Annotated in this window: 14 protein-coding genes; 6 read left to right on the top strand and 8 right to left on the bottom strand. The window is 71.8% G+C overall.

Annotated features, from left to right (window positions below):
- Nucleotides 1-569: 569 nt before the first annotated feature.
- The 4 genes from ABZT17_RS10515 to ABZT17_RS10500 all read right to left on the bottom strand — a co-directional run bounded on the left by ABZT17_RS10515 (nt 570) and on the right by ABZT17_RS10500 (nt 5,451).
- Complete coding sequence (locus ABZT17_RS10515) at nt 570-1,814, bottom strand: MFS transporter (RefSeq protein ID WP_356346354.1); 1,245 nt, start codon at nt 1,812-1,814, stop codon at nt 570-572.
- Nucleotides 1,815-1,925: 111 nt separating this feature from the next.
- Nucleotides 1,926-2,975: an endonuclease/exonuclease/phosphatase family protein gene (locus ABZT17_RS10510; protein WP_356346351.1), complete on the bottom strand. Its 1,050-nt coding sequence runs from the start codon at nt 2,973-2,975 to the stop codon at nt 1,926-1,928.
- 198 nt (nt 2,976-3,173) lie between these two features.
- Nucleotides 3,174-3,806, bottom strand: a complete 633-nt coding sequence (locus tag ABZT17_RS10505) for a TetR/AcrR family transcriptional regulator (RefSeq protein WP_356346348.1) — start codon at nt 3,804-3,806, stop codon at nt 3,174-3,176.
- A 52-nt stretch (nt 3,807-3,858) separates the two neighbouring features.
- Nucleotides 3,859-5,451, bottom strand: a complete 1,593-nt coding sequence (locus ABZT17_RS10500; protein WP_356346345.1) for an MFS transporter — start codon at nt 5,449-5,451, stop codon at nt 3,859-3,861.
- Nucleotides 5,452-5,644: 193 nt separating this feature from the next.
- Here ABZT17_RS10500 and panB point away from each other — a divergent pair, with 193 nt between their 5' ends.
- The 3 genes from panB to ABZT17_RS10485 all read left to right on the top strand — a co-directional run bounded on the left by panB (nt 5,645) and on the right by ABZT17_RS10485 (nt 8,553).
- Nucleotides 5,645-6,511: a 3-methyl-2-oxobutanoate hydroxymethyltransferase gene (panB, locus tag ABZT17_RS10495; protein ID WP_356346343.1), complete on the top strand. Its 867-nt coding sequence runs from the start codon at nt 5,645-5,647 to the stop codon at nt 6,509-6,511.
- A 189-nt stretch (nt 6,512-6,700) separates the two neighbouring features.
- Nucleotides 6,701-7,729, top strand: coding sequence for an ATP-binding cassette domain-containing protein (locus ABZT17_RS10490; RefSeq protein ID WP_356346341.1), 1,029 nt, complete (start codon nt 6,701-6,703; stop codon nt 7,727-7,729).
- The gene (locus tag ABZT17_RS10485; protein ID WP_356346339.1) at nt 7,726-8,553 is read left to right on the top strand and encodes an ABC transporter permease; all 828 of its coding nucleotides are present in this window, start codon (nt 7,726-7,728) and stop codon (nt 8,551-8,553) included. Before ABZT17_RS10490 ends, ABZT17_RS10485 begins: the two co-directional genes overlap by 4 nt.
- 47 nt (nt 8,554-8,600) lie before the next feature.
- Here ABZT17_RS10485 and ABZT17_RS10480 read toward each other — a convergent pair whose 3' ends face one another.
- Nucleotides 8,601-12,071, bottom strand: coding sequence for a BTAD domain-containing putative transcriptional regulator (locus ABZT17_RS10480; protein ID WP_356346337.1), 3,471 nt, complete (start codon nt 12,069-12,071; stop codon nt 8,601-8,603).
- A 263-nt stretch (nt 12,072-12,334) separates the two neighbouring features.
- Here ABZT17_RS10480 and ABZT17_RS10475 point away from each other — a divergent pair, with 263 nt between their 5' ends.
- Entirely contained in the window at nt 12,335-13,105 is a 771-nt protein-coding gene (locus ABZT17_RS10475) for a site-2 protease family protein (protein WP_356346335.1), read from the top strand.
- On the opposite strand, the gene ABZT17_RS10470 is transcribed toward ABZT17_RS10475, so the two are convergent.
- The 3 genes from ABZT17_RS10470 to ABZT17_RS10460 all read right to left on the bottom strand — a co-directional run bounded on the left by ABZT17_RS10470 (nt 13,087) and on the right by ABZT17_RS10460 (nt 15,199).
- Nucleotides 13,087-13,272, bottom strand: coding sequence for a hypothetical protein (locus ABZT17_RS10470; protein WP_356346332.1), 186 nt, complete (start codon nt 13,270-13,272; stop codon nt 13,087-13,089). The two genes, ABZT17_RS10475 and ABZT17_RS10470, sit on opposite strands and share 19 nt — an antisense overlap.
- Nucleotides 13,273-13,370: 98 nt before the next feature.
- Entirely contained in the window at nt 13,371-14,087 is a 717-nt protein-coding gene (npdG, locus tag ABZT17_RS10465; protein WP_356346330.1) for an NADPH-dependent F420 reductase, read from the bottom strand.
- A 38-nt stretch (nt 14,088-14,125) separates the two neighbouring features.
- Complete coding sequence (locus tag ABZT17_RS10460; RefSeq protein WP_356346326.1) at nt 14,126-15,199, bottom strand: sialidase family protein; 1,074 nt, start codon at nt 15,197-15,199, stop codon at nt 14,126-14,128.
- Nucleotides 15,200-15,335: 136 nt separating this feature from the next.
- On the opposite strand from ABZT17_RS10460, the gene ABZT17_RS10455 reads away from it, so the two are divergent.
- The gene (locus tag ABZT17_RS10455) at nt 15,336-15,938 is read left to right on the top strand and encodes a hypothetical protein (RefSeq protein WP_356346324.1); all 603 of its coding nucleotides are present in this window, start codon (nt 15,336-15,338) and stop codon (nt 15,936-15,938) included.
- Between the two features lie 112 nt (nt 15,939-16,050).
- Nucleotides 16,051-18,327 carry a LuxR C-terminal-related transcriptional regulator gene (locus ABZT17_RS10450; RefSeq protein WP_356346322.1) on the top strand — a complete coding sequence of 759 codons (2,277 nt, stop codon included), beginning with the start codon at nt 16,051-16,053 and terminating at the stop codon, nt 18,325-18,327.
- The last annotated feature ends 45 nt before the right edge of the window (nt 18,328-18,372 follow it).

The following is an 18,372-nucleotide window of genomic DNA, read 5'->3' as shown; positions in this document are numbered from 1 at the left end:
CTCGCGCCAACCAGCCGGGCCGGACCCCAGTTCGACCGGCCCGGCCGACCAGCCCGACCGGGCCCCTCATCGCCCAGCCCGGCCGGACCCCGCTACGGTCGGTCCGGCCCGAGCGGGACCCTCATCGGCTAGCCCGGGCGGACTCCAGTTACTGGCCCGGCCGACCAGCCCGGCCAGGCCCCTCATCGCCCAGCCCGGCCGGACCCCGCTACGGTCGGTCCGGCCCGAGCGGGACCCTCATCGGCTAGCCCGGGCGGACTCCAGTTACTGGCCCGGCCGACCAGCCCGGCCGGAACCCGCTTCGACCAACCCCGCCGGACCCCTCATCGGCCAGCCCGGCCGGACCCCAGTTCGACCGGCCCGGCCGACCAGCCCCGCCGGAACCCGCTTCGACCAACCCCGCCGAACCCCTCATCGGCCACCGGTCCGGCCGGAGCCCTCCTCACCCGTCACCGAACCCCCGCTTCGGCCATCTCGGCCGCCCCCTTGGCCGGCCCGGCCGAACCCCGTCCGGCCCAAGGACCTCGCCCTCGCACTCCCCCTGGCCCCCCAGCGCACTCCAGCGCACCTCAGCGCTGGAAAGCCTCCGTCCGCTGCGGGACATGGGAGGCGACCACACGCTGTCGTGCGACGGCGGCGGTGACGGCGGGCCGGGGCCGAGAGGCGCCGCGTCGCACATCCACCGTGTACGCGACCCCCGCGACGCCCAGCCCCAGCAGCGCCAGCACCGCTCCCGCGAGGGCAGGTGAGGTGACACCGAACCCGGCGGCCAGGGCGAGGCCGCCGATCCACGCTCCCCCGGCGTTCGCCAGGTTGAAGGCGGCCTGGTTGGCCGAGGACGCCAGGGAGGGGGCGGCCGAGGCCTTCTCCATGACCATCAGCTGGAGGGGCGAGCCGGTGATGAAGGCCGCCGCGCCGAGCAGGACCACCGCCACGGCCGCGCTCCACTGCGACGCCATGAACAGCGGGAACAGGGCCAGTACGGCACCCAGAGAAACCAGCCCACCGAAGAGCGTCCCCCGCAGCGAGTGGTCCGCGAGGCGGCCGCCCACCAGGTTGCCCACCGTCGCGCCCACTCCGAACAGGGCGAGGAGCAGCGTGACGCTGGAGTGGGCGTAGCCCGCCGCGTCGGTGAGCATCGGGGTGATGTAGCTGTAGGCGGCGAAGAGGGCGCCGAAGCCCGCGACCGTCGTGCCGAGGGCCAGCCAGACCGGCACCGACCGCAGGGCCGAGAGCTCGCGGCGCAGACCCACCGCGGGTGCCTGCGCGTGGTCGTGCGGGATCAGCAGCGCGAGCGCGGCTATGGCCGCCAGGCCGATCGCGCTGACGCCGAGGAAGGTGGCCCGCCAGCCCAGATGCTGTCCCATGAGCGTGGCGACCGGCACACCCGCGACATTGGCGACCGTCAGGCCCAGGAACATCAGGGAGACGGAGCGTGCCTTGCGCTCCGGCGCGGCCATGTTCGTGGCGACGACCGCGCCGACACCGAAGAAGGCGCCGTGCGGCAGGCCGCTGAGGAAGCGGGCGGCCAGCAGGGAGTCGTCGCCGGGGGCGAACGCCGAGAGCGCATTGCCGACGACGAACAGTGCCATCAGGCCGATCAGGACCGTGCGCCGGGACATCCGCGCGGTCAGCGCGGCGAGCAGCGGGGCTCCGATCACCACGCCCAGCGCGTACGCCGAGACCAGGTGACCGGCGGTGGGGAGGGAGACGTTCAGGTCGTTCGCGACGTCGGGCAGCAAGCCCATCATCACGAACTCGGTCGTACCGATCCCGAATGCGCCGACGGCCAGAGCGAGCAGGGCCAGAGGCATGGAGAGGCCTGTTCCTTTCGGGCGCGGTGGTCCGCGCGAAGAGGGGTGGATGTTCCGCGAGTATATGTTCACTCGCGGAACAAAGCCTCTCAGGCCCAGTATTCCAACGGGTTACGAGGTGGTGTCGAGGTTCACACGGGCGGCCACCGGGAGGTGGTCGCTGCCGGTCTCGGGCAGGGTCCACGAACTCACCGGCTCGATGCCCTGGACCATGATCTGGTCGATCCGCGCCATCGGGAACGAGGCCGGCCAGCTGAAACCGAAGCCGTTGCCCGCCGCGCCCTGGGTGGAGCGCATCTGGGAGGTGACGGCGTTGAGCGAGCGGTCGTTCATGGTGCCGTTGAGATCACCGAGGAGGACCTTCCGCTTCAGCGGTTCGTCGGCGATGGCCTCGCCCAGCGCGTCGGCGCTCTTGTCACGCTGCCGGGCCGTGAACCCGGCCTCCAGCTTCACCCGCACCGACGGCATATGAGCGACGTAGAAGGCGACCTGGCCCTCCGGAGTGGTCACCGTGGCGCGCATGGCGCGCGTCCAGCCGAGCTTTATGTCGACGGCCCTGACGTCACTCATGGGGTACTTGCTCCACAGACCGACCGTGCCCTGCACCGAGTGGTACTTGTACGTGGAGGCCAGCGCCCGCTCGTACACCGGGACGGCCGTGGCCGTGAGCTCCTCCAGGGCCAGCACGTCCGCGCCGGACGCGGCCACGTCACGGGCGGTGCCGGCCGGGTCCGGGTTGTCGGCGTTGACGTTGTGGGTGGCGACGGTGAGGTCGCCGCCGGTGCCGGTCTTGTCGCTGAGCAGGCCTCCGAAGAGGTTGAGCCAGACGGCGACCGGGAGGATCAGGGCGATCAGCGCCGTCGCCGATTTGCGCACCAGCGCGAGCAGCAGGAGGAGCGGGACCAGCAGGCCCAGCCAGGGCAGGAAGGTCTCGGTGAGGCTGCCCAGGTTGCCGATCCGGTTGGGCACACGCGCGTGCAGCAGCAGCACGAGCGCGAGGGCGACGGAGAAGGCGGCGAGGACGACGCCCCGACGCCAGATTCTCGGATCGCCGCGCCAGCCGGAGAAGAGGCGGTTCATCAGGCGCCGGAAGCGGTCTCCCCGGCGCTCGGGTCCCGAGCCTCCGTTGTCCGTCTCCGTCATGTACGCCTGCTGCGCCATACCGCGTCGCCTCACTGCCTGCCGTGCATCCGGTCCGTCCCCGTGGTCAAGGGGGAACCCATAAGACCCTAGGGGATGATCGGCTCCGTTCCCGCCGTCCTCGACGGCCGTACAGGACGTGTGACGTGCGGGCCGGGGCGGAGGGTTCCGGTTACCGGCGCGGAAAGCGCGGTCTGTGACGCAACGCGCACATTCGGGTTACGCGGTCGGCGAACTGACGGGGCGTAGCCCTTCGAGGAGTGTGTCGACGATCTGTTCGGACAGACCCTCGGGCAGGTCGGCGTCCGGGCGCATCACGGTGCGCAGCAGCATCGGGCCGACGAACATGTCGTTCATCAGCTCGACGTCGAGGTCCGTGCGCAGTTCGCCGTCGGCCTGACCGCGGCGCAGGATCTCCACCTGCAGCCTGCGCCGCGGTTCGACGACGTTCGCCTGGTACGCGGCCCAGATCTTCGGGCTGCTCTTCATCTGGGCGAAGACGTTGTGCAGCAGGGCCGAGGTGCGGGCCATCACCCCGCGCCGGCGCAACTGCTCCAGGATGGCCACCAGGTCGTCGCGCATCGACGTGCCGGGCAGCTCCGGGCCGGGGGGCTCGGCCGTGCGCACGACGTCGACGAAGAGCTCCTCCTTGCCGCTCCAGCGCCGGTAGATGGTGGCTTTGCCGACGCCCGCGGTACGGGCGATGCGCTCGATGGAGAGATCGGCCAGCGGCACGCCCTCCTCCAGGAGGCCGATCACCCCGTCCATGATGGCGCGCTCCACGGCCTCGCTTCGGGGGCGGCCCCTGGCCGGGGTCCGCTCGGGAGCGGCTTGGCTGTCGGCGAGGCTCACTTCACTGCGTCCCTTCGCTCTCCTGCGCGGATTCTCCTACGGCGCCCGGGTGCTACTCGGTCGCGGCCACCAACTCCTGCTTGTCCTCACCCTGCTGACGGGCCGTCGGCCTGCCGGGCAGGAAGAGGAAGGCGACCAGCGCGCCGATCAGCGCCACGCCGGTGCCGCACAGGGCGGTGACGTGCATGGCGTGCAGGAAGGCGTCGTTGGCGGGGTCGACGAGGGACTTGCCGCGCGGGCCGAGCTTCGCGGCGACACCGAGCGTGGCCTCGATGGACTCGCCCGCCGTCTCCCTGAGGCCGGCCGGGAGGAGGCCGAGCTTGCCCTCGATGCCGTTGCGGTACGAGGTCGACAGGACCGAGCCGAGGACGGCGATGCCGAGGGCGCCACCGACCTGGCGGAAGGTGTTGCTCAGCGCGGACGCGGAGCCGGCCTTCTCACGCGGCAGGGCCTGCATGATGACGACGGAGGTCGGGGTCATGACGTGTGCCATGCCGGCGCCCATGAGGAAGAACACGACCTCCAGGACCCAGATCGGCGTGTCCGCCTCGAAGCCCGCGAACGCGGCGAGCATGCCCGCCAGGACCAGCAGGCCGACCCCGGTGGTGACGCTGTTGCCGAAGCGGTCGACCAGCAGCCGGGCACGCGGCGCGAAGATCATCTGCGCGGCGGCCAGCGGCAGCATCAGCAGACCGGCCTGCAGCGGCGAGTAGCCGCGCACGCTCTGGGTGTAGAAGACCGAGAAGAAGGTCACCCCCATCAGCGCGAAGAACACCAGGCAGATCGCGGCCATGGCGGCCGAGAACACCTTGTTCTTGAAGTACGTGACATCGAGCGAGGGGTGGTCGCTGCGCTTCTCGAAGACGACGAACGCGGCGAGTACGACGACGCCGGCGCCGATGGTGGCCAGCACCTGGGGGTCCGTGAAGTCGGCGAGCTCGCCGCCCTTGATGATGCCGTAGACGAGCAGGACCAGGCCGACGACGGACAGGACGACACCGATGGGGTCGAGACGGCCGGGCCTGGGGTCGCGGGAGTCGGGGACCAGCCACACCATCAGCGCGAGCGCGAGGAGCACGATCGGCACGTTGATGAGGAAGACCGAGCCCCACCAGAAGTGGTCGAGGAGGAGGCCGCCGGTGATCGGGCCGATGGCGATGGCGAGGCCGACGCCGCCGGCCCAGATGCCGATGGCCTTGGGCTGCTCCTCGCGCTCGAAGACGTTCATCAGGACGGCGAGGGTGGCCGGCATCACGAAGGCGGCGCCCAGGGCCATCAGGGCACGGAAGGCGATGAGCTGGCCCGGCGAGCCGGACTCGGCGGCGAGCGCGGAGCCGATGCCGAACACCACGAGGCCGCCGAGCAGCACCTTCTTGCGGCCCACCCGGTCGCCGATGAGACCGGCGGTGAACAGCAGGCCGGCGAAGACGAGCGTGTAGGCGTTGATCGCCCACTCCAGCTCGCTCTGGGTGGCGCCGAGGCCGGTCGGCGCCGGGGTGGAGATCGTCTTGATGGCGACGTTCAGGATCGAGTTGTCGAGCACCACGATCAGCAGGCTGAGCATCAGCACGCCGAGGATGGCCCAGCGGCGCCGGTGCACCGCCTCCGGGATCCGGGGGGCGGCGGGGACAGGTGGAGTGGTCATGGGGACAGCCTAGATAATTCCGATACGGATCGGTCTCGTATCGTAAATGTTTTTACCTGCTCCTTACGCTGCCCATGACGTGAGCCCTTACGTGACGGACGTCCTCTTGGCTGCGCCTGGCACGAGGTGCCACCATGGGAGTGATCCGGGGACGCCGTGAGGGCGCCTCGAGATGACTGAAGGAGCCGTTGCAATGACGCAGCTTTCGGCTGCCCAGACAAAGCCCTCCGACGGCAGCAAGGCGCTGTACGGGGGCAAGGGCACACGCCGTATCACCGTTCGCGACATCGCCCTCGCCAAGGAACGCGGCGAGAAGTGGCCCATGCTCACCGCCTACGACGCCATGACCGCGTCGGTGTTCGACGAGGCCGGCATCCCGGTGCTCCTCGTCGGCGACTCGGCGGGCAACTGCCACCTCGGGTACGAGACGACGGTCCCCGTGACCATGGACGAGATGACCATGCTGTCGGCCGCGGTGGTCCGCGGCACCCAGCGTGCCCTGATCGTCGGCGACCTCCCCTTCGGCTCCTACCAGGAGGGCCCGGTGCAGGCGCTGCGCTCGGCGACCCGGCTGGTCAAGGACGCCGGGGTGGGGGCCGTGAAGCTGGAGGGCGGCGAGCGGTCGCACGAGCAGATCCGGCTCCTGGTGGAGTCCGGGATCCCGGTCATGGCCCACATCGGCCTGACCCCCCAGTCCGTCAACGCCATGGGCTACCGCGTCCAGGGCCGCGGCGAGGAGGCGGCCCAGCAGCTGCTGCGGGACGCCAAGGCGGTGCAGGACGCGGGCGCCTTCGCGGTGGTCCTGGAGCTGGTGCCGGCTGAGCTGGCGGCCGAGGTGACCCGGGTGCTGCACATCCCGACGGTCGGTATCGGCGCCGGGCCGGAGACGGACGCACAGGTGCTGGTGTGGACCGACATGCTGGGGCTGACCGGCGGCCGTGTCCCGAAGTTCGTCAAGCAGTACGCGAACCTCCGCCAGGTCATGGGCGACGCGGTGAAGGAGTTCGCCGAGGACGTGGTCGGCGGAACGTTCCCGCTGGAGGAGCACTCCGTCCACTAGAGCCATAGCGGCACAGAGGCAGCCCGCCGATCATCCCCCGTCGGCGGGCTGCCGTTTTCTGTCGGCTTGCGAGTCGGCGTGCGTGTCGGCGTATGTGTCGGCAGGGGTGTCGGTGTGCTGTCGGTACCGGCATATCGCTGTCGGTCGTCTGTCGGTCGTTTGTCGGTGGGCCCTGGCACCGTTCTCGGCATGACGCGAATCGACAAGAACTCCAGCGGCGGCGGGAACGCCGTCACCGTACGGGGGATGGTCAAGCACTACGGCGAGACCAAGGCGCTGGACGGCGTCGACCTGGACGTGCGCGAGGGCACCGTGATGGGTGTGCTCGGGCCGAACGGGGCCGGCAAGACCACCCTCGTACGCATCCTGTCCACTCTGCTGGCCCCCACCGCGGGGCAGGCCACCGTCGCCGGGTACGACGTCCTGCGGCAGCCGCGGCAGCTGCGCCGGGTGATAGGGCTCACCGGGCAGTACGCCTCCGTGGACGAGAAGCTCCCCGGCTGGGAGAACCTCTACATGATCGGGCGGCTGCTCGACCTGCCCCGGAAGGAGGCGCGCGCCCGGGCCGACGAGCTGCTGGAGCGGTTCTCGCTGACCGACGCGGCCAAGCGGCCGGCGAGCACCTACTCCGGCGGTATGCGCCGCCGACTCGACCTCGCCGCCTCGATGATCGGGCGCCCCGAGGTGCTCTTCCTCGACGAGCCGACCACGGGCCTGGACCCCCGTACCCGCAACGAGGTGTGGGACGAGGTCAAGGCCATGGTGGGGGACGGTGTGACCGTCCTGCTCACCACGCAGTACATGGAGGAGGCCGAGCAGCTCGCCTCCGAGCTGACGGTCGTGGACCACGGCAAGGTCATCGCCGGCGGCGCGATCGACGAGCTCAAGGCCAGGGTCGGAGGCCGGACCCTGCGGGTACGGCCCGTCGATCCCATGCAGTTGCGGCCGCTGGCCACCGCGCTCGACGAGCTCGGCATCACCGGGCTCGCGACCACCACCGTCGACACCGAGAGCGGGACCGTACTGGTGCCGATCCTCAGCGACGAGCAACTGACCGCCGTGGTCGGCGCGGTGACCGCGCGCTCCATCACCATCAGCTCCATCACCACCGAACTCCCCAGCCTGGACGAGGTGTTCCTGTCCCTCACCGGCCATCGGGCCAGTGCCCCGCAGGACACCGTCCCCGCCCACGACACCCGCGAGGAGGTCGCCGTATGAGCGCCGCAACCGCCACCGCCGCCGCCACTCCCACCGCCGCCGACGCGCGCATCCCGCTGCGCGGCCATCTGCGCCACACCGGTGCCCTGATCCGCCGCAACCTGCTGTGGATCAAGCAGGACCCCGAGTCGATGTTCGACGCGCTGCTGATGCCGGTCATCTTCACGCTGCTGTTCGTGTACGTCTTCGGCGGCTCGATCGGTCAGGCACTGGGCGGCGGACAGGACGGGTACGTCCAGTACGTCATCCCCGGCATGATCGCGATGATGAGCATGTCGCTCTCGCAGGGCGTCGGCACCGGGTTCAGCCAGGACTTCAACTCCGGTGTCATGGACCGCTTCCGGTCCCTGCCGATCGGACGCGGCTCGGTCCTGTTCGCGAAGATCGCGGTGGAGCTGGCGCGGATGCTGTTCGCGACGACCGTCCTGATGATCGTCGCCGTGCTCGTCGGCTTCGACATCGACAACTGGGCCGGCCTGTTCGCCGCGGTGGGCCTGGCCACCGTGTTCGCCTCCTCGATCATGTGGGTGTTCCTCACCCTGGGCGTGGTCCTGAAGAACGCGCAGTCCGTGCAGGCGATGGGCTTCCTGGTGCTGTTCCCGCTGCAGTTCGGCTCGTCGATCTTCGCTCCGACGAACTCGATGCCGGGCTGGCTGCAGGCCTTCACCGACTACAACCCGCTGTCCACGCTGGCCGACGCGGCCCGGGGACTGATGATCGGCGGCCCGGTCGCGCACGACCTGTGGGTGACGCTGGCCTGGTCGGTGGCGATCACGGCGGTGGCGGCGCCGTACGCGATCCACAAGTTCCGCACCAAGAGCTGAGATCCACGAGTTCCGCACCACCAGCGGACGTTCACCGATACGGTGAGTCACACCAGGGCGGCGGCCTCCGCGAGGGAGAGGCCGCCGCCCTCGGTGTGCGCGGCCTCGAACGCCTCGTCGCCCAGTACGGCGCGGGTGTGCCGCTCGGCCCGGTCGTAGACCTCGCGCTCCATCGAGGTCGGCACATGACGCGGCGGGAGCGCCGCCCGCGCGGCCCCCACGCACCGGGCGCCGTCCCCGGCCCGGCGGCCGCCCTCGGTCTCGGCGAGGCCGATGGCGGCCAGGGCCAGATAGAGGGGCCGCATATGCGGTGCCATGTGGTCGGCGAGCGGGTCGGCGGCCCGGCCCAGGGCCTGGCGGGCCTTGTCCAGGGAGAGTTCGTAGTGGCCGGCGGCCGCCTCCACGCACCCCTCCATGCCGAGGATGAACGCGTCGAAGATGACGAAGTAGGCGATCTTGAACTGCTCGCGCAGCAGCCTCAGTTGCTCACGCGCCTCGTCGGTCCGCCCGGTCATGGCGAGGCGGCCCGCGAGGAACAGCCGGGCGGCGGGCATGGCCTCGTTGTGCGCGCCGGCCGAGGTCCGGATCACCTCGCGCAGGATCTCCTCGCCCCGCTCTCCCTCGCCCGACTCCATCAGCGCGCAGCCGAGCCGGGCGCTGAGGACGGTCACCTGGGCGCGGGCGCCGAGCCGATCGGCCTCCTCGATCGCCGCCGCGTAGTCGGCGGCGGCGGCCTGGTGATCCCCGCGCCGCTCATACGCCTCGCCACGGGCGGACAGGGCCTCGGCGGTGCCCCACAGATCCCCGATCCGCCGGTAGATCTCCAGCGACTCGTCGGCGTCGCGCCGCGCGTCGCCCGCCCAGTCGCTGCGGTTGGCCAGGAGGTTGGCGCGCATCTGGAGGGTGGCGGCGAGCTCCCACTCCATACCGGGGGTCGCGCGACAGGTCCGCACATTGGCGTCGAGGATCTCGGGCAGCCGCTCCACACCGCCGGTCAGCATCACCGCGAAGAACCAGATCATGCCGGGGGTACGGCAGGTCTGCGGCAGCCCCGGCTCGTAGACCTCGCTGATCAGGCGCAGCTTCGCCTTCGCCTCCTCGGACTCCCAGGCCTCCAACTCGGTGTCCATACAGGCGAGATGGGCGAGATGGACACCGCGGCGGGCCTCGGCCAGGACCTCGCCGGACCAGGGGGGCGGGGTGTCGGTGCAGCGCTCCCAGACCGGCTCGGCGCGACGGACGAGCGCGGTGAAGGGGTCGGGGCCGAGGGCCATCACCTCGACGCACCAGTTGCGGGCCTCGATACGGACGTCACGCATCTGCCAGTACCAGGCCAGCGAAAGGACCAGGCAGAGGCCCTCCTGCTCGTCCCGCTCGGCGACCGCGAACCGCAGGGCGCTGCGCAGGTTCTCGTACTCGCGCTCCAGCAGTCCGATGGCGGCGAGTTGACCGGGGCCGCGGAGCAACGGGTCGGTGGCACGGGCGAGTTCGCGGTAGTACGTGAGATGCGCGCGCTGCGTCCCGGCCCTGCGCCCGGTCTCCCCGAGCCGTTCACCCGCGTACTCGGCGACGGTCTCCAGAAGCCGGTAGCGCATGCCGCCGTCACCCGAAGGGGCGGCCACCACAAGGGACTTGTCCACCAGCGAGCCGAGCGCCTCCAGGGCCAGGGGGCCGCAGACGGCCTCGGCGGCGGCGAGGTCACAGCCGCCCGCGAAGACGGAGAGCCGCCGCAGGACGTCCCGCTCCTCCTCGTCCAGCAGGTCCCAGGACCAGTCGACGACGGCGCGCAGGGTCTGCTGGCGGGGCAGGACGGTACGGCTGCCGGAGGTGAGCAGCCGGAAGCGGTCGTCGAGCCGGTCGGCGATCTGACGCGGTGTCAACATCCGTAGCCGGGCGGCGGCGAGCTCGATGGCGAGGGGCAGTCCGTCGAGCCGGCGGCAGATCTCGGCGCAGGCCTCCGGGTCCTCGTCCACCCGGAACCCGGGCCGCGCGGCAGCGCCCCGGTCGGCGAGCAGCCGCAGCGCGACCGGTTCGGGGAGCGGCTCCACCGGGCGCAGCAACTCTCCCGGCACGCCCAGGGGTTCACGGCTGGTCGCCAGCACGGTCAGCTCCGGACACCGCTCCAGGAGCTCCTCGACCAGTCGCGCGGCGGCCTCGACGACATGCTCGCAGTTGTCGAGGACGATCAGCATCCGACGTCGCCCGCAGTGCTCGGCGAGCCGCTCCACGGGGTCGTCGTGCCGGTCGGCCCCGGCCACCCGCATGGCCTCGGCGCCGGCGCCGTACAGCACGGTCTCGCGGGCGCCGACGGCGGTGAGCACGGCTTCCGGTACGGCGTCCGGGTGGTCGACGGGAGCCAGTTCGGCCAGCCACACCCCGTCCCGCGCCGCGTCCCGCACGCCCTCGGCGGCCTCCTGCGACAACCGCGTCTTCCCGGCACCCCCGGGCCCGAGCAGGGTCACCAGCCGAGCGGACGCCAGGTCACCGCGGATGACCTCGATATCCCCTTCCCGCCCCACGAAGGAGGTGAGACGGGCACGGAGGTTGCCGGGTGGTCGGTCGCCCGTCACCGAGGTGACCGGGGTGTGCGGGCCGGGAGCGGCGGGCCGGGCCGGAACACCGGGTGAGGTGACGGGCCGGCCGGCACCGGAACCGGGGCCGGCGTCGGAACCCGCGGGCGCGTCGGACACGAGCCGGTGGCCACCGGCCGACGCGCCCACGCCCGCCCCGTGGCCGTCCTCCCTCGGCGCACCCCGCCCGTTCCCGTGCCCCCGGGGCTCCCCGATGTCGTCCGGGCGGAGCAACTCCCCGTACACGGCGCGGAGTTCGGGGCCCGGGTCCGTACCCAGACGGTCGGCCAGCAGTTGGCGTACGGTCTCGAAGGTGGCCAGGGCCTCGGCGGTGCGGCCCGCGTCGCGGAGGGCGCGCAGGCGCAGGGCCTGGAGGGGCTCGTCGAGGGGGTGGGTGTCGCAGAGGGCGGCCAGTTCGGGCAGGGACTGTTCCGCGTGGCCCAGGGCGAGCGCGGCGGTGTGCCGGGCGCGGAGGGCGTCCAGGCGCCGGGCCTCCCAGCGGGCCGCCTCGGCGGTGCGGTCGGGGAGGTCGGCGAGGGCCGGCCCCTGCCACAGGGCGAGGGCGTCGTCGAGAACGACCCCGGCCTTCGCGGGGTCGCCGTCGGCGAGGGCGCGGACGCCTTCCCCGGTGAGCCGCTCGAAACGGTGCAGGTCGACGTCGTCGGCCGGGGTGGCGAGGCGGTAACCGCCCTCGGCCGAGGCGATCGCGTCGGCGCCCAGGGCCCGGCGCAGCCGGCCGACGAGTGCCTGCAGCGCGCCCGGCGCGTCCGCGGGCGGTGCGCCGTCCCAGACCTCGTCCACGAGCAGGGTCACGGGCACGGTACGGCCGGCCCGCAGGGCGAGCACGGTCAGCAGAGCGCGCAACCGCGCGCCGCCGACCGGAACGGGCGTCCCGTCGGGCCGAAGTGCCTGAGCTGTGCCGAGGATGCGATAGCGCACGGGGTCCATTGTCTCCGGTCGGGTCGGGGCCGGTCACGCGATTCGGTACGGCGGGGCGTCGGTGCTGTGGGGCGTCGGTACGGCGGGGTGTCGGTACCGTGCGGCGTCGATGCTGTGCGGCGGCAGCGGCAGCCGTGTCCCCCACTGTCCCCCCGATCTCCCCCACCTTCTCCGGAACCCGACCCCGGCCGCGAGACGTTTTCCCCTACGACCGGTACGGTCGGGCAGTCCCACCGTGTGCACATACGACTATCAGCAGTCCAGGGAGTTCCATGACCACCGCTGCCACCCGCCACAGCGACCGGCGGATCAGCCCCGTCTTCGTCGGCATCCTGGCCGTGACGGCGGTGACCGGCTGGGCCACCTGGTCCGGTTTCGCCGAGCAGCCCGGTGTGGCCGTGTTCCTGTTCGTGACGGCCGCGTGGATCGTCTCCCTGTGTCTGCACGAGTACGCGCACGCGCGCACGGCCCTGCACAGCGGCGACATCACGATCGGCTCGAAGGGCTATCTGACCCTGAACCCGATGAAGTACACCCACGCCCTGCTCAGCATCGTGCTGCCGGTGCTGTTCGTGATCATGGGCGGGATCGGCCTGCCGGGCGGCGCCGTCTTCATCGAACGCAACCGCATCCGGGGCCGCTGGCGGCACAGCCTCATCTCGGCCGCGGGCCCGCTGACGAACGTGCTGTTCGCCGCCGTGTGCACCGCCCCGTTCTGGCTGCACGCGCTGGACGGCGTCCCGGCCGACTTCCAGTACGCGCTCGCCTTCCTCGCCCTGCTCCAGGTCACGGCGGCGATCCTGAACTTCCTGCCGGTCCCGGGCCTGGACGGCTACGGCGTGATCGAGCCCTGGCTGTCGTACGGGATCAAGCGGCAGGTGGAGCCCTTCGCGCCGTTCGGCCTGCTGTTCGTGTTCGCGCTGCTGTGGGTGCCGTCGGTGAACAGGGAGTTCTTCGACCTGATCGACGCGGTCCTGCGCGGACTCGACGTCACGGAGTGGCAGACCTCGGCCGGCTTCAGCCTCTACCGCTTCTGGGAGTAGACGGCCCGGTCCCGGCTGCGCTTCACGTAGTACCAGCACATGTTGGACGAGAGGCTCGCCAGCAGCACCCAGACGACCCCCAGCCAGCTGCCCTGTACGAAGGACACGACCGCCGCGGCCACGGAGAGCAGACAGACGGCGAGGGCGTAGAGGGCGAGGCGGGGCATGTCGTTCGGCTCCTGTAAGAGGGCTGGGCGGGCTCGGCGGGCTTGACGGACTCGGCGGGGGGACACCGCCGGAGACCAGACCAGTGTCCCCCACCCGCTCACACGTCCGTGACGCGGAGCCCGGCGTGTGCCTTGTAGCGGCGGTTCACGGAGATCAGGTTGGCGACCAGCGACTCCACCTGGTGGGCGTTGCGCAGCCGCCCGGCGAAGACGCCGCGCATGCCGGGGATGCGCCCGGCCAGTGCCTGGACCACCTCCACGTCGGCCCGCTCCTCCCCGAGCACCATCACATCGGTGTCGATCTCGTCGATCGCGGGGTCCTGCAGCAGTACCGCCGAGAGGTGGTGGAAGGCCGCGGCCACCCGCGAGTCCGGCAGCAGGGCGGCGGCCTGCTCCGCCGCGCTGCCCTCCTCCGGCTTGATCGCGTACGCGCCCTTCTTGTCGAAGCCGAGCGGGTTGACGCAGTCCACGACCAGCTTCCCGGCCAGCTCCTCGCGCAGGGACTCCAGCGTCTTGCCGTGCCCGTCCCACGGTACGGCGACGATCACGATGTCGCTGCGGCGCGCGGTCTCCGCGTTGTCGGCGCCCTCCACGCCATGGCCCAGCTCCTCGGCGGCGGCCTGCGCGCGCTCCGCCGCACGCGAGCCGATGATCACCTTCTGGCCGGCCTTGGCGAGCCGGTAGGCGAGACCCTTGCCCTGCGGGCCGGTCCCGCCGAGGACGCCCACGACGAGCCCGGAGACATCGGGGAGGTCCCACGGGTCCTTGACGGGAGCCTTCGCGGGGGTCTGTGCAGCACTGTCGGTAGAGGTCATGGGCCCGACTTTACGTCCGCCCCGGCCACCCCCGCCGGTCAGGTGAGCCGCGTCACGGGCAGCCGCCGGTGCACGATCCGCTCGTACGCCCCGAAGTCCCCGGTCTCGTAGAGGATCCCGACGGTCGAGGCGTCGATCCGGACCAGGTCGGAGTAGGCGGCGGGCAGGCCGTCGACGGTGTGGACGGGCCGCCAGGTGGTGCCGCCGTCGGCCGAGGCGCGGACGGTCATCAGGGCGCGGGCGTCGGGCAGGGCGGGCCCGGAGAAGAGCAGGACGTCCGGGTCGCGGAGCTGGAGCAGGCTGCCTTCGCAGACGGGGCCCGCCAGGCCCGCCTGGGGCCGGAAGGGCGTACGCAGGGTCCTGCCGCCGTCCTCGGAGTGGGCGTCGGCGCGGTTGCCGGGGGACGGGGAGTCGTTGCGGGTGTTGAAGTAGACGGTCCCGTCGGGGAGTTCGGCGGCGGTGGTCTCGTTGGCGTTGATGTAGCCGTCGGTGTTGTCGTCGACGTAGCCGATGGACCAGGTCTCGCCGAGGTCCTCGCTGAGCAGGCAGTGACCGCCGTTGTACCGGGCCTCGGTGCCGAGGTCGGTGCCGGTGGGGGCGAGGCTGTGGTTGGCCGGGACGACGACACGGCCGTCGCCCAGCTGGAGGGCGTGGCCGGGACCGGTGGCGTACCACCGCCAGCCCGTCCGCTTCACGGAGCCGGTGATCTCGGCCGGCTCGGACCAGGTGACCCCGTCGTCGTCGCTGTGCCGCACCCACACCCGCCGTCCGTCGGCGTCCTTCACGTTGCCCTGCCGGATGAGGTCCTCGGTGGCGGAGGCGGCCGCGCGGACATGGACGAGGAGGACGCGGCCGGTGTTCAGGGCCACCGGCGCGGGATTGCCCGCGAGTCCGGTGCCGTTGCTCGCGACGACCTGGAGCGGGCCCCAGGTGCGGCCGCCGTCCGTCGACCGCTTGAGCACGATGTCGATGTGGCCGTGATCGCTAGCGGACCGCACCCGTCCCTCGCAGAAGGCGAGCAGCGTGCCGTTCGCGGTGGCGACGATCGCCGGGATCCGGTGACTCGCGTATCCCTCATGGCCCGCGCGGAAGGGGACGGTCACGTCTGCCATGGACGCTCCTCGTGGTCGATCCCGGTCTCCGAAAACACCGGTGGGGCACGTGGGTGAGTCGGGTGGATCCCCAAGTCGGGCGAATTCGTGGTGAACTCCGGGTCACGAGTGGCCGATTGGTGCAGGATGCGGCCCCATGGACGCCGTACGGGTCGCGCTGCTGCGTGAAGTGCTCGCCGGGACCGAGTGGTTGGGGGCCACCCGGAGATTCGCGGGCGCGCTGCGCGGTTCGGTGGTGTCGCACGGGGGCGGCCTGCTCCTGGTGGGCACCGAGGAGTACGAGCCCTGGCATCTCGCGGCCCATCTGGTGGACGAGGCCGCGTGGTCGGGCACACCCGAGCTGGCCCCGACTCTCGTACGGCATGACGCGCGTCCCTCCGATCCGGCCCATCTGGCCGTCGGACCGGGCCGGTTGGCGGCGGCGCGGCGCGGTGAGACGCTGCTGGTGGTGTCGCCGACCGGGCCGGCGGCCCCGCTGCTGGAGCGCGTGCACGACGCGCGCCGGGCCGGAGCGACGGTGCTGGCGCTCGGCCCCGCCGAAGGGGATCTGACGTCCATGGCCCACGAGTCCCTGACCGTCCCCGACGGCTCCGAACTGGACCTGGACACGGTGCAGCACCTGGTCAGCGCGGCGGCCGGCGAGAACGCGGTACCGGTCGCGAGGGGCAGCCGCCGAGTCCGCGACCGCCTCTCCAGACTGGCCGAACTCCTGACGGCTCCCCCACCGACCGCCTGGTGACACGGCATGGTGACCGGCGCCACCCTTTGCCTTTCCTTTGCCCTTACTGTGAGACCGTTGGGTAATGTTCAAAAAGGTGCGATCTTGGGAAATGTTGGTAGGTATGCCGTAGATGAACGTGGAACCCGGGAATCTGCCCACCTCGTTCACGAGCTTCGTGGGTCGGCGACGTGAAATTGCCGAGATCCGCCGACTGGTGAAGGCGGGACGGCTGGTGACCCTCACCGGGGTGGGTGGGGTGGGCAAGTCACGGTTGGCGCTGGAAACGGCCCGCACCTGCGGGGAAGCGTTCCCGGACGGGATCTGGCTGGTGGACCTGGCCCCCGTCGACGACCCGTCGGCCGTGCCGGCCGCCGTGGCCGGTGCGCTGCGGTTGCCGGACCTCGGCGCCCGGCCCGTCATCGACCGGCTGACCGACTTCCTGCCGCGACAACGGTCCCTGCTGATCCTGGACAACTGCGAGCACCTGATCGACGCCTGCGCCGAACTGGCGCAGACGCTCCTGTCCAAGGCGCCACAACTGCGCATTCTGGCCGGCAGCCGCCGCACCCTGCGGATCAGCGGCGAGCACATCCTGACCGTTCCACCGCTGCCGCCCGACGACGCGGCCGAACTGCTGCGGGACCGGGCGAGCGCCGTCCGCCCGGAGTTCACCGTCGACCCGCCCGATCACGCCGCAGCGACCCAGCTCTGCGCCGACCTCGACGGACTGCCGCTGGCGATCGAGCTGGCCGCGTCCCGGCTGCGAAGCCTCAGCGTCGAACAGCTCGTGGACCGGCTGGAGGACCGGTTCACGCTGCTCGCCGACGGCAGTGGAACCGCCTCACGCCAACAGCGCACCCTGCGCGCCATGATCGACTGGAGCTACGAGCTGTGCACCCCGGCAGAACGGCTGCTGTGGCAGAGGCTGTCGGTGTTCGCCGGCGGGTTCACTCTGGAGGCGGCCGAAGCGGTATGCGCCGGGGAGGGAATCAATCGGAGCGAGGTGGCGGACCTGCTCGACCGGCTGGTGGCCCAGTCCGTCGTCATGACCGACGAGGTGGAGGGCCGACTGCGCCACCGGCTGCTGGGACTCGTCCAGCAGTACGGCCGCGACCGGCTCGCGGACTCCGGCGAACAGCACGGACTGCGGTTGCGTCACCGCTTCTTCTTCATCGCCATGGCCGAGCAGGTCGACCGGAACTGGTACGGATCCGGACAGGTGGAGAGCCTGGCCCGGCTGCGCGCCGAACACGCCAACCTGCTGACCGCCCTGGACTACGACGCCGATGCGCGGACCAGGCTCCGGCTGGTCACGGCGCTGAGTTTCCACTGGGGCGCGGGAGGCTTCCTCAGCGAAGGGCGTGCCCGGTTCGAACAGGCGCTGTCGGCCGCGCCCGAGCCGACCCCGGAACGCGCACGGGCACTGCTGGCCGCCACCTGGGTGGCGCAGACCCAGGGCGACCTGGCGGCGGCCGACCGCTGGCTGGACGAGGCCGAGTCGCTGGGCGAGCTGCTGGACGACCCGGCCCTACGGGCCACAGCGGGTGGGTTTCGCGGGGTCTCGGCGCACTACCGGGGACGTCCGCAGGAGAGCATCGAACGGTACGAGGAGGCGCTGGCCGTGATGACGGCACTGGGTGACGAGCGCGAGGCGACAGGCTGGCTCCTCGCGCTGGCCTGCGTCCAGGCCTACGCCGGCGATGCCCGCGCAGCCGTCACGGGCCGCCGGCTGATCACGGCCGGCGAAGCGAGCGGGGAGCGGTGGGGCAGGGCGCAGGTACTGATGGCGCTGGGCCATGAAGCCTGGGCCCGCGACGACCGGAGGACGACCGAGACGCTGGTCAGGGCCGCGCTGGAGTGCATGCGCGGCTTCAACGACTACGCGATGGTGGCGCGCATGCTGGAACTGCTCGCCTGGGCCACCGCCGACGGCGGCGCACCCGCGCGGGCGGCCGGACTGCTGGGTGCCGCTGACGCGCTGTGGCGGGATGCCGGAAGCTCGATCTCCGCGTTCGGTCCGCAGATGGCCGCTCACCACGCGCGGTGCGAGCGGGCGGCCGTCGATGCACTGGGCCCGGCGGCCTACGCCGAGGCGTTCGCGGACGGCGGCCGGCACGGCGGCCCCGTCCGGGCGCTCGACTTCGCCCTGGCCGAAGAACCCGGTCCCAGTCCGGACACCGGAACCTCCGACGGCCCCTGCGACGATCCGTGCCCCCTGTCCCGCAGGGAGCGCGAGGTGGCCGCCCTCGTGGCCGAGGGGCTGAGCAACCGGCAGATCGCGGCCGTGCTGGTGTTGTCGCCGCGCACCGCCGACCGTCACGTGGAGAACATCCTCGGAAAGCTCGGCTTCCGTTCGCGGGCACAGATCGCGGCGTGGTGGGCGGCGAACCAGGTCGTCGCGTCGTAGCGGGAGGGACCCGAACCGTCCGGGCCCCTCCCTTTCCGTTACCGC

Origin of the sequence: Streptomyces sp. NPDC005648 (assembly GCF_040605395.1) — a bacterium.
Lineage (GTDB): Bacteria > Actinomycetota > Actinomycetes > Streptomycetales > Streptomycetaceae > Streptomyces.
This window is presented reverse-complemented; position numbering and strand designations above follow the sequence as displayed.

Excerpts from the sequence above, each read along its gene's own strand:
- ABZT17_RS10500 (WP_356346345.1), bottom strand. The coding sequence starts at position 5,451 with ATGACCACTCCACCTGTCCCCGCCGCCCCCCGGATCCCGGAGGCGGTG.
- ABZT17_RS10490 (WP_356346341.1), top strand. The coding sequence starts at position 6,701 with ATGACGCGAATCGACAAGAACTCCAGCGGCGGCGGGAACGCCGTCACC.
- ABZT17_RS10455 (WP_356346324.1), top strand. The coding sequence starts at position 15,336 with ATGGACGCCGTACGGGTCGCGCTGCTGCGTGAAGTGCTCGCCGGGACC.
- npdG (WP_356346330.1), bottom strand. The coding sequence starts at position 14,087 with ATGACCTCTACCGACAGTGCTGCACAGACCCCCGCGAAGGCTCCCGTC.
- panB (WP_356346343.1), top strand. The coding sequence starts at position 5,645 with ATGACGCAGCTTTCGGCTGCCCAGACAAAGCCCTCCGACGGCAGCAAG.
- ABZT17_RS10470 (WP_356346332.1), bottom strand. The coding sequence starts at position 13,272 with ATGCCCCGCCTCGCCCTCTACGCCCTCGCCGTCTGTCTGCTCTCCGTG.
- ABZT17_RS10475 (WP_356346335.1), top strand. The coding sequence starts at position 12,335 with ATGACCACCGCTGCCACCCGCCACAGCGACCGGCGGATCAGCCCCGTC.
- ABZT17_RS10460 (WP_356346326.1), bottom strand. The coding sequence starts at position 15,199 with ATGGCAGACGTGACCGTCCCCTTCCGCGCGGGCCATGAGGGATACGCG.
- ABZT17_RS10510 (WP_356346351.1), bottom strand. The coding sequence starts at position 2,975 with ATGGCGCAGCAGGCGTACATGACGGAGACGGACAACGGAGGCTCGGGA.
- ABZT17_RS10480 (WP_356346337.1), bottom strand. The coding sequence starts at position 12,071 with ATGGACCCCGTGCGCTATCGCATCCTCGGCACAGCTCAGGCACTTCGG.
- ABZT17_RS10485 (WP_356346339.1), top strand. The coding sequence starts at position 7,726 with ATGAGCGCCGCAACCGCCACCGCCGCCGCCACTCCCACCGCCGCCGAC.
- ABZT17_RS10515 (WP_356346354.1), bottom strand. The coding sequence starts at position 1,814 with ATGCCTCTGGCCCTGCTCGCTCTGGCCGTCGGCGCATTCGGGATCGGT.
- ABZT17_RS10450 (WP_356346322.1), top strand. The coding sequence starts at position 16,051 with ATGAACGTGGAACCCGGGAATCTGCCCACCTCGTTCACGAGCTTCGTG.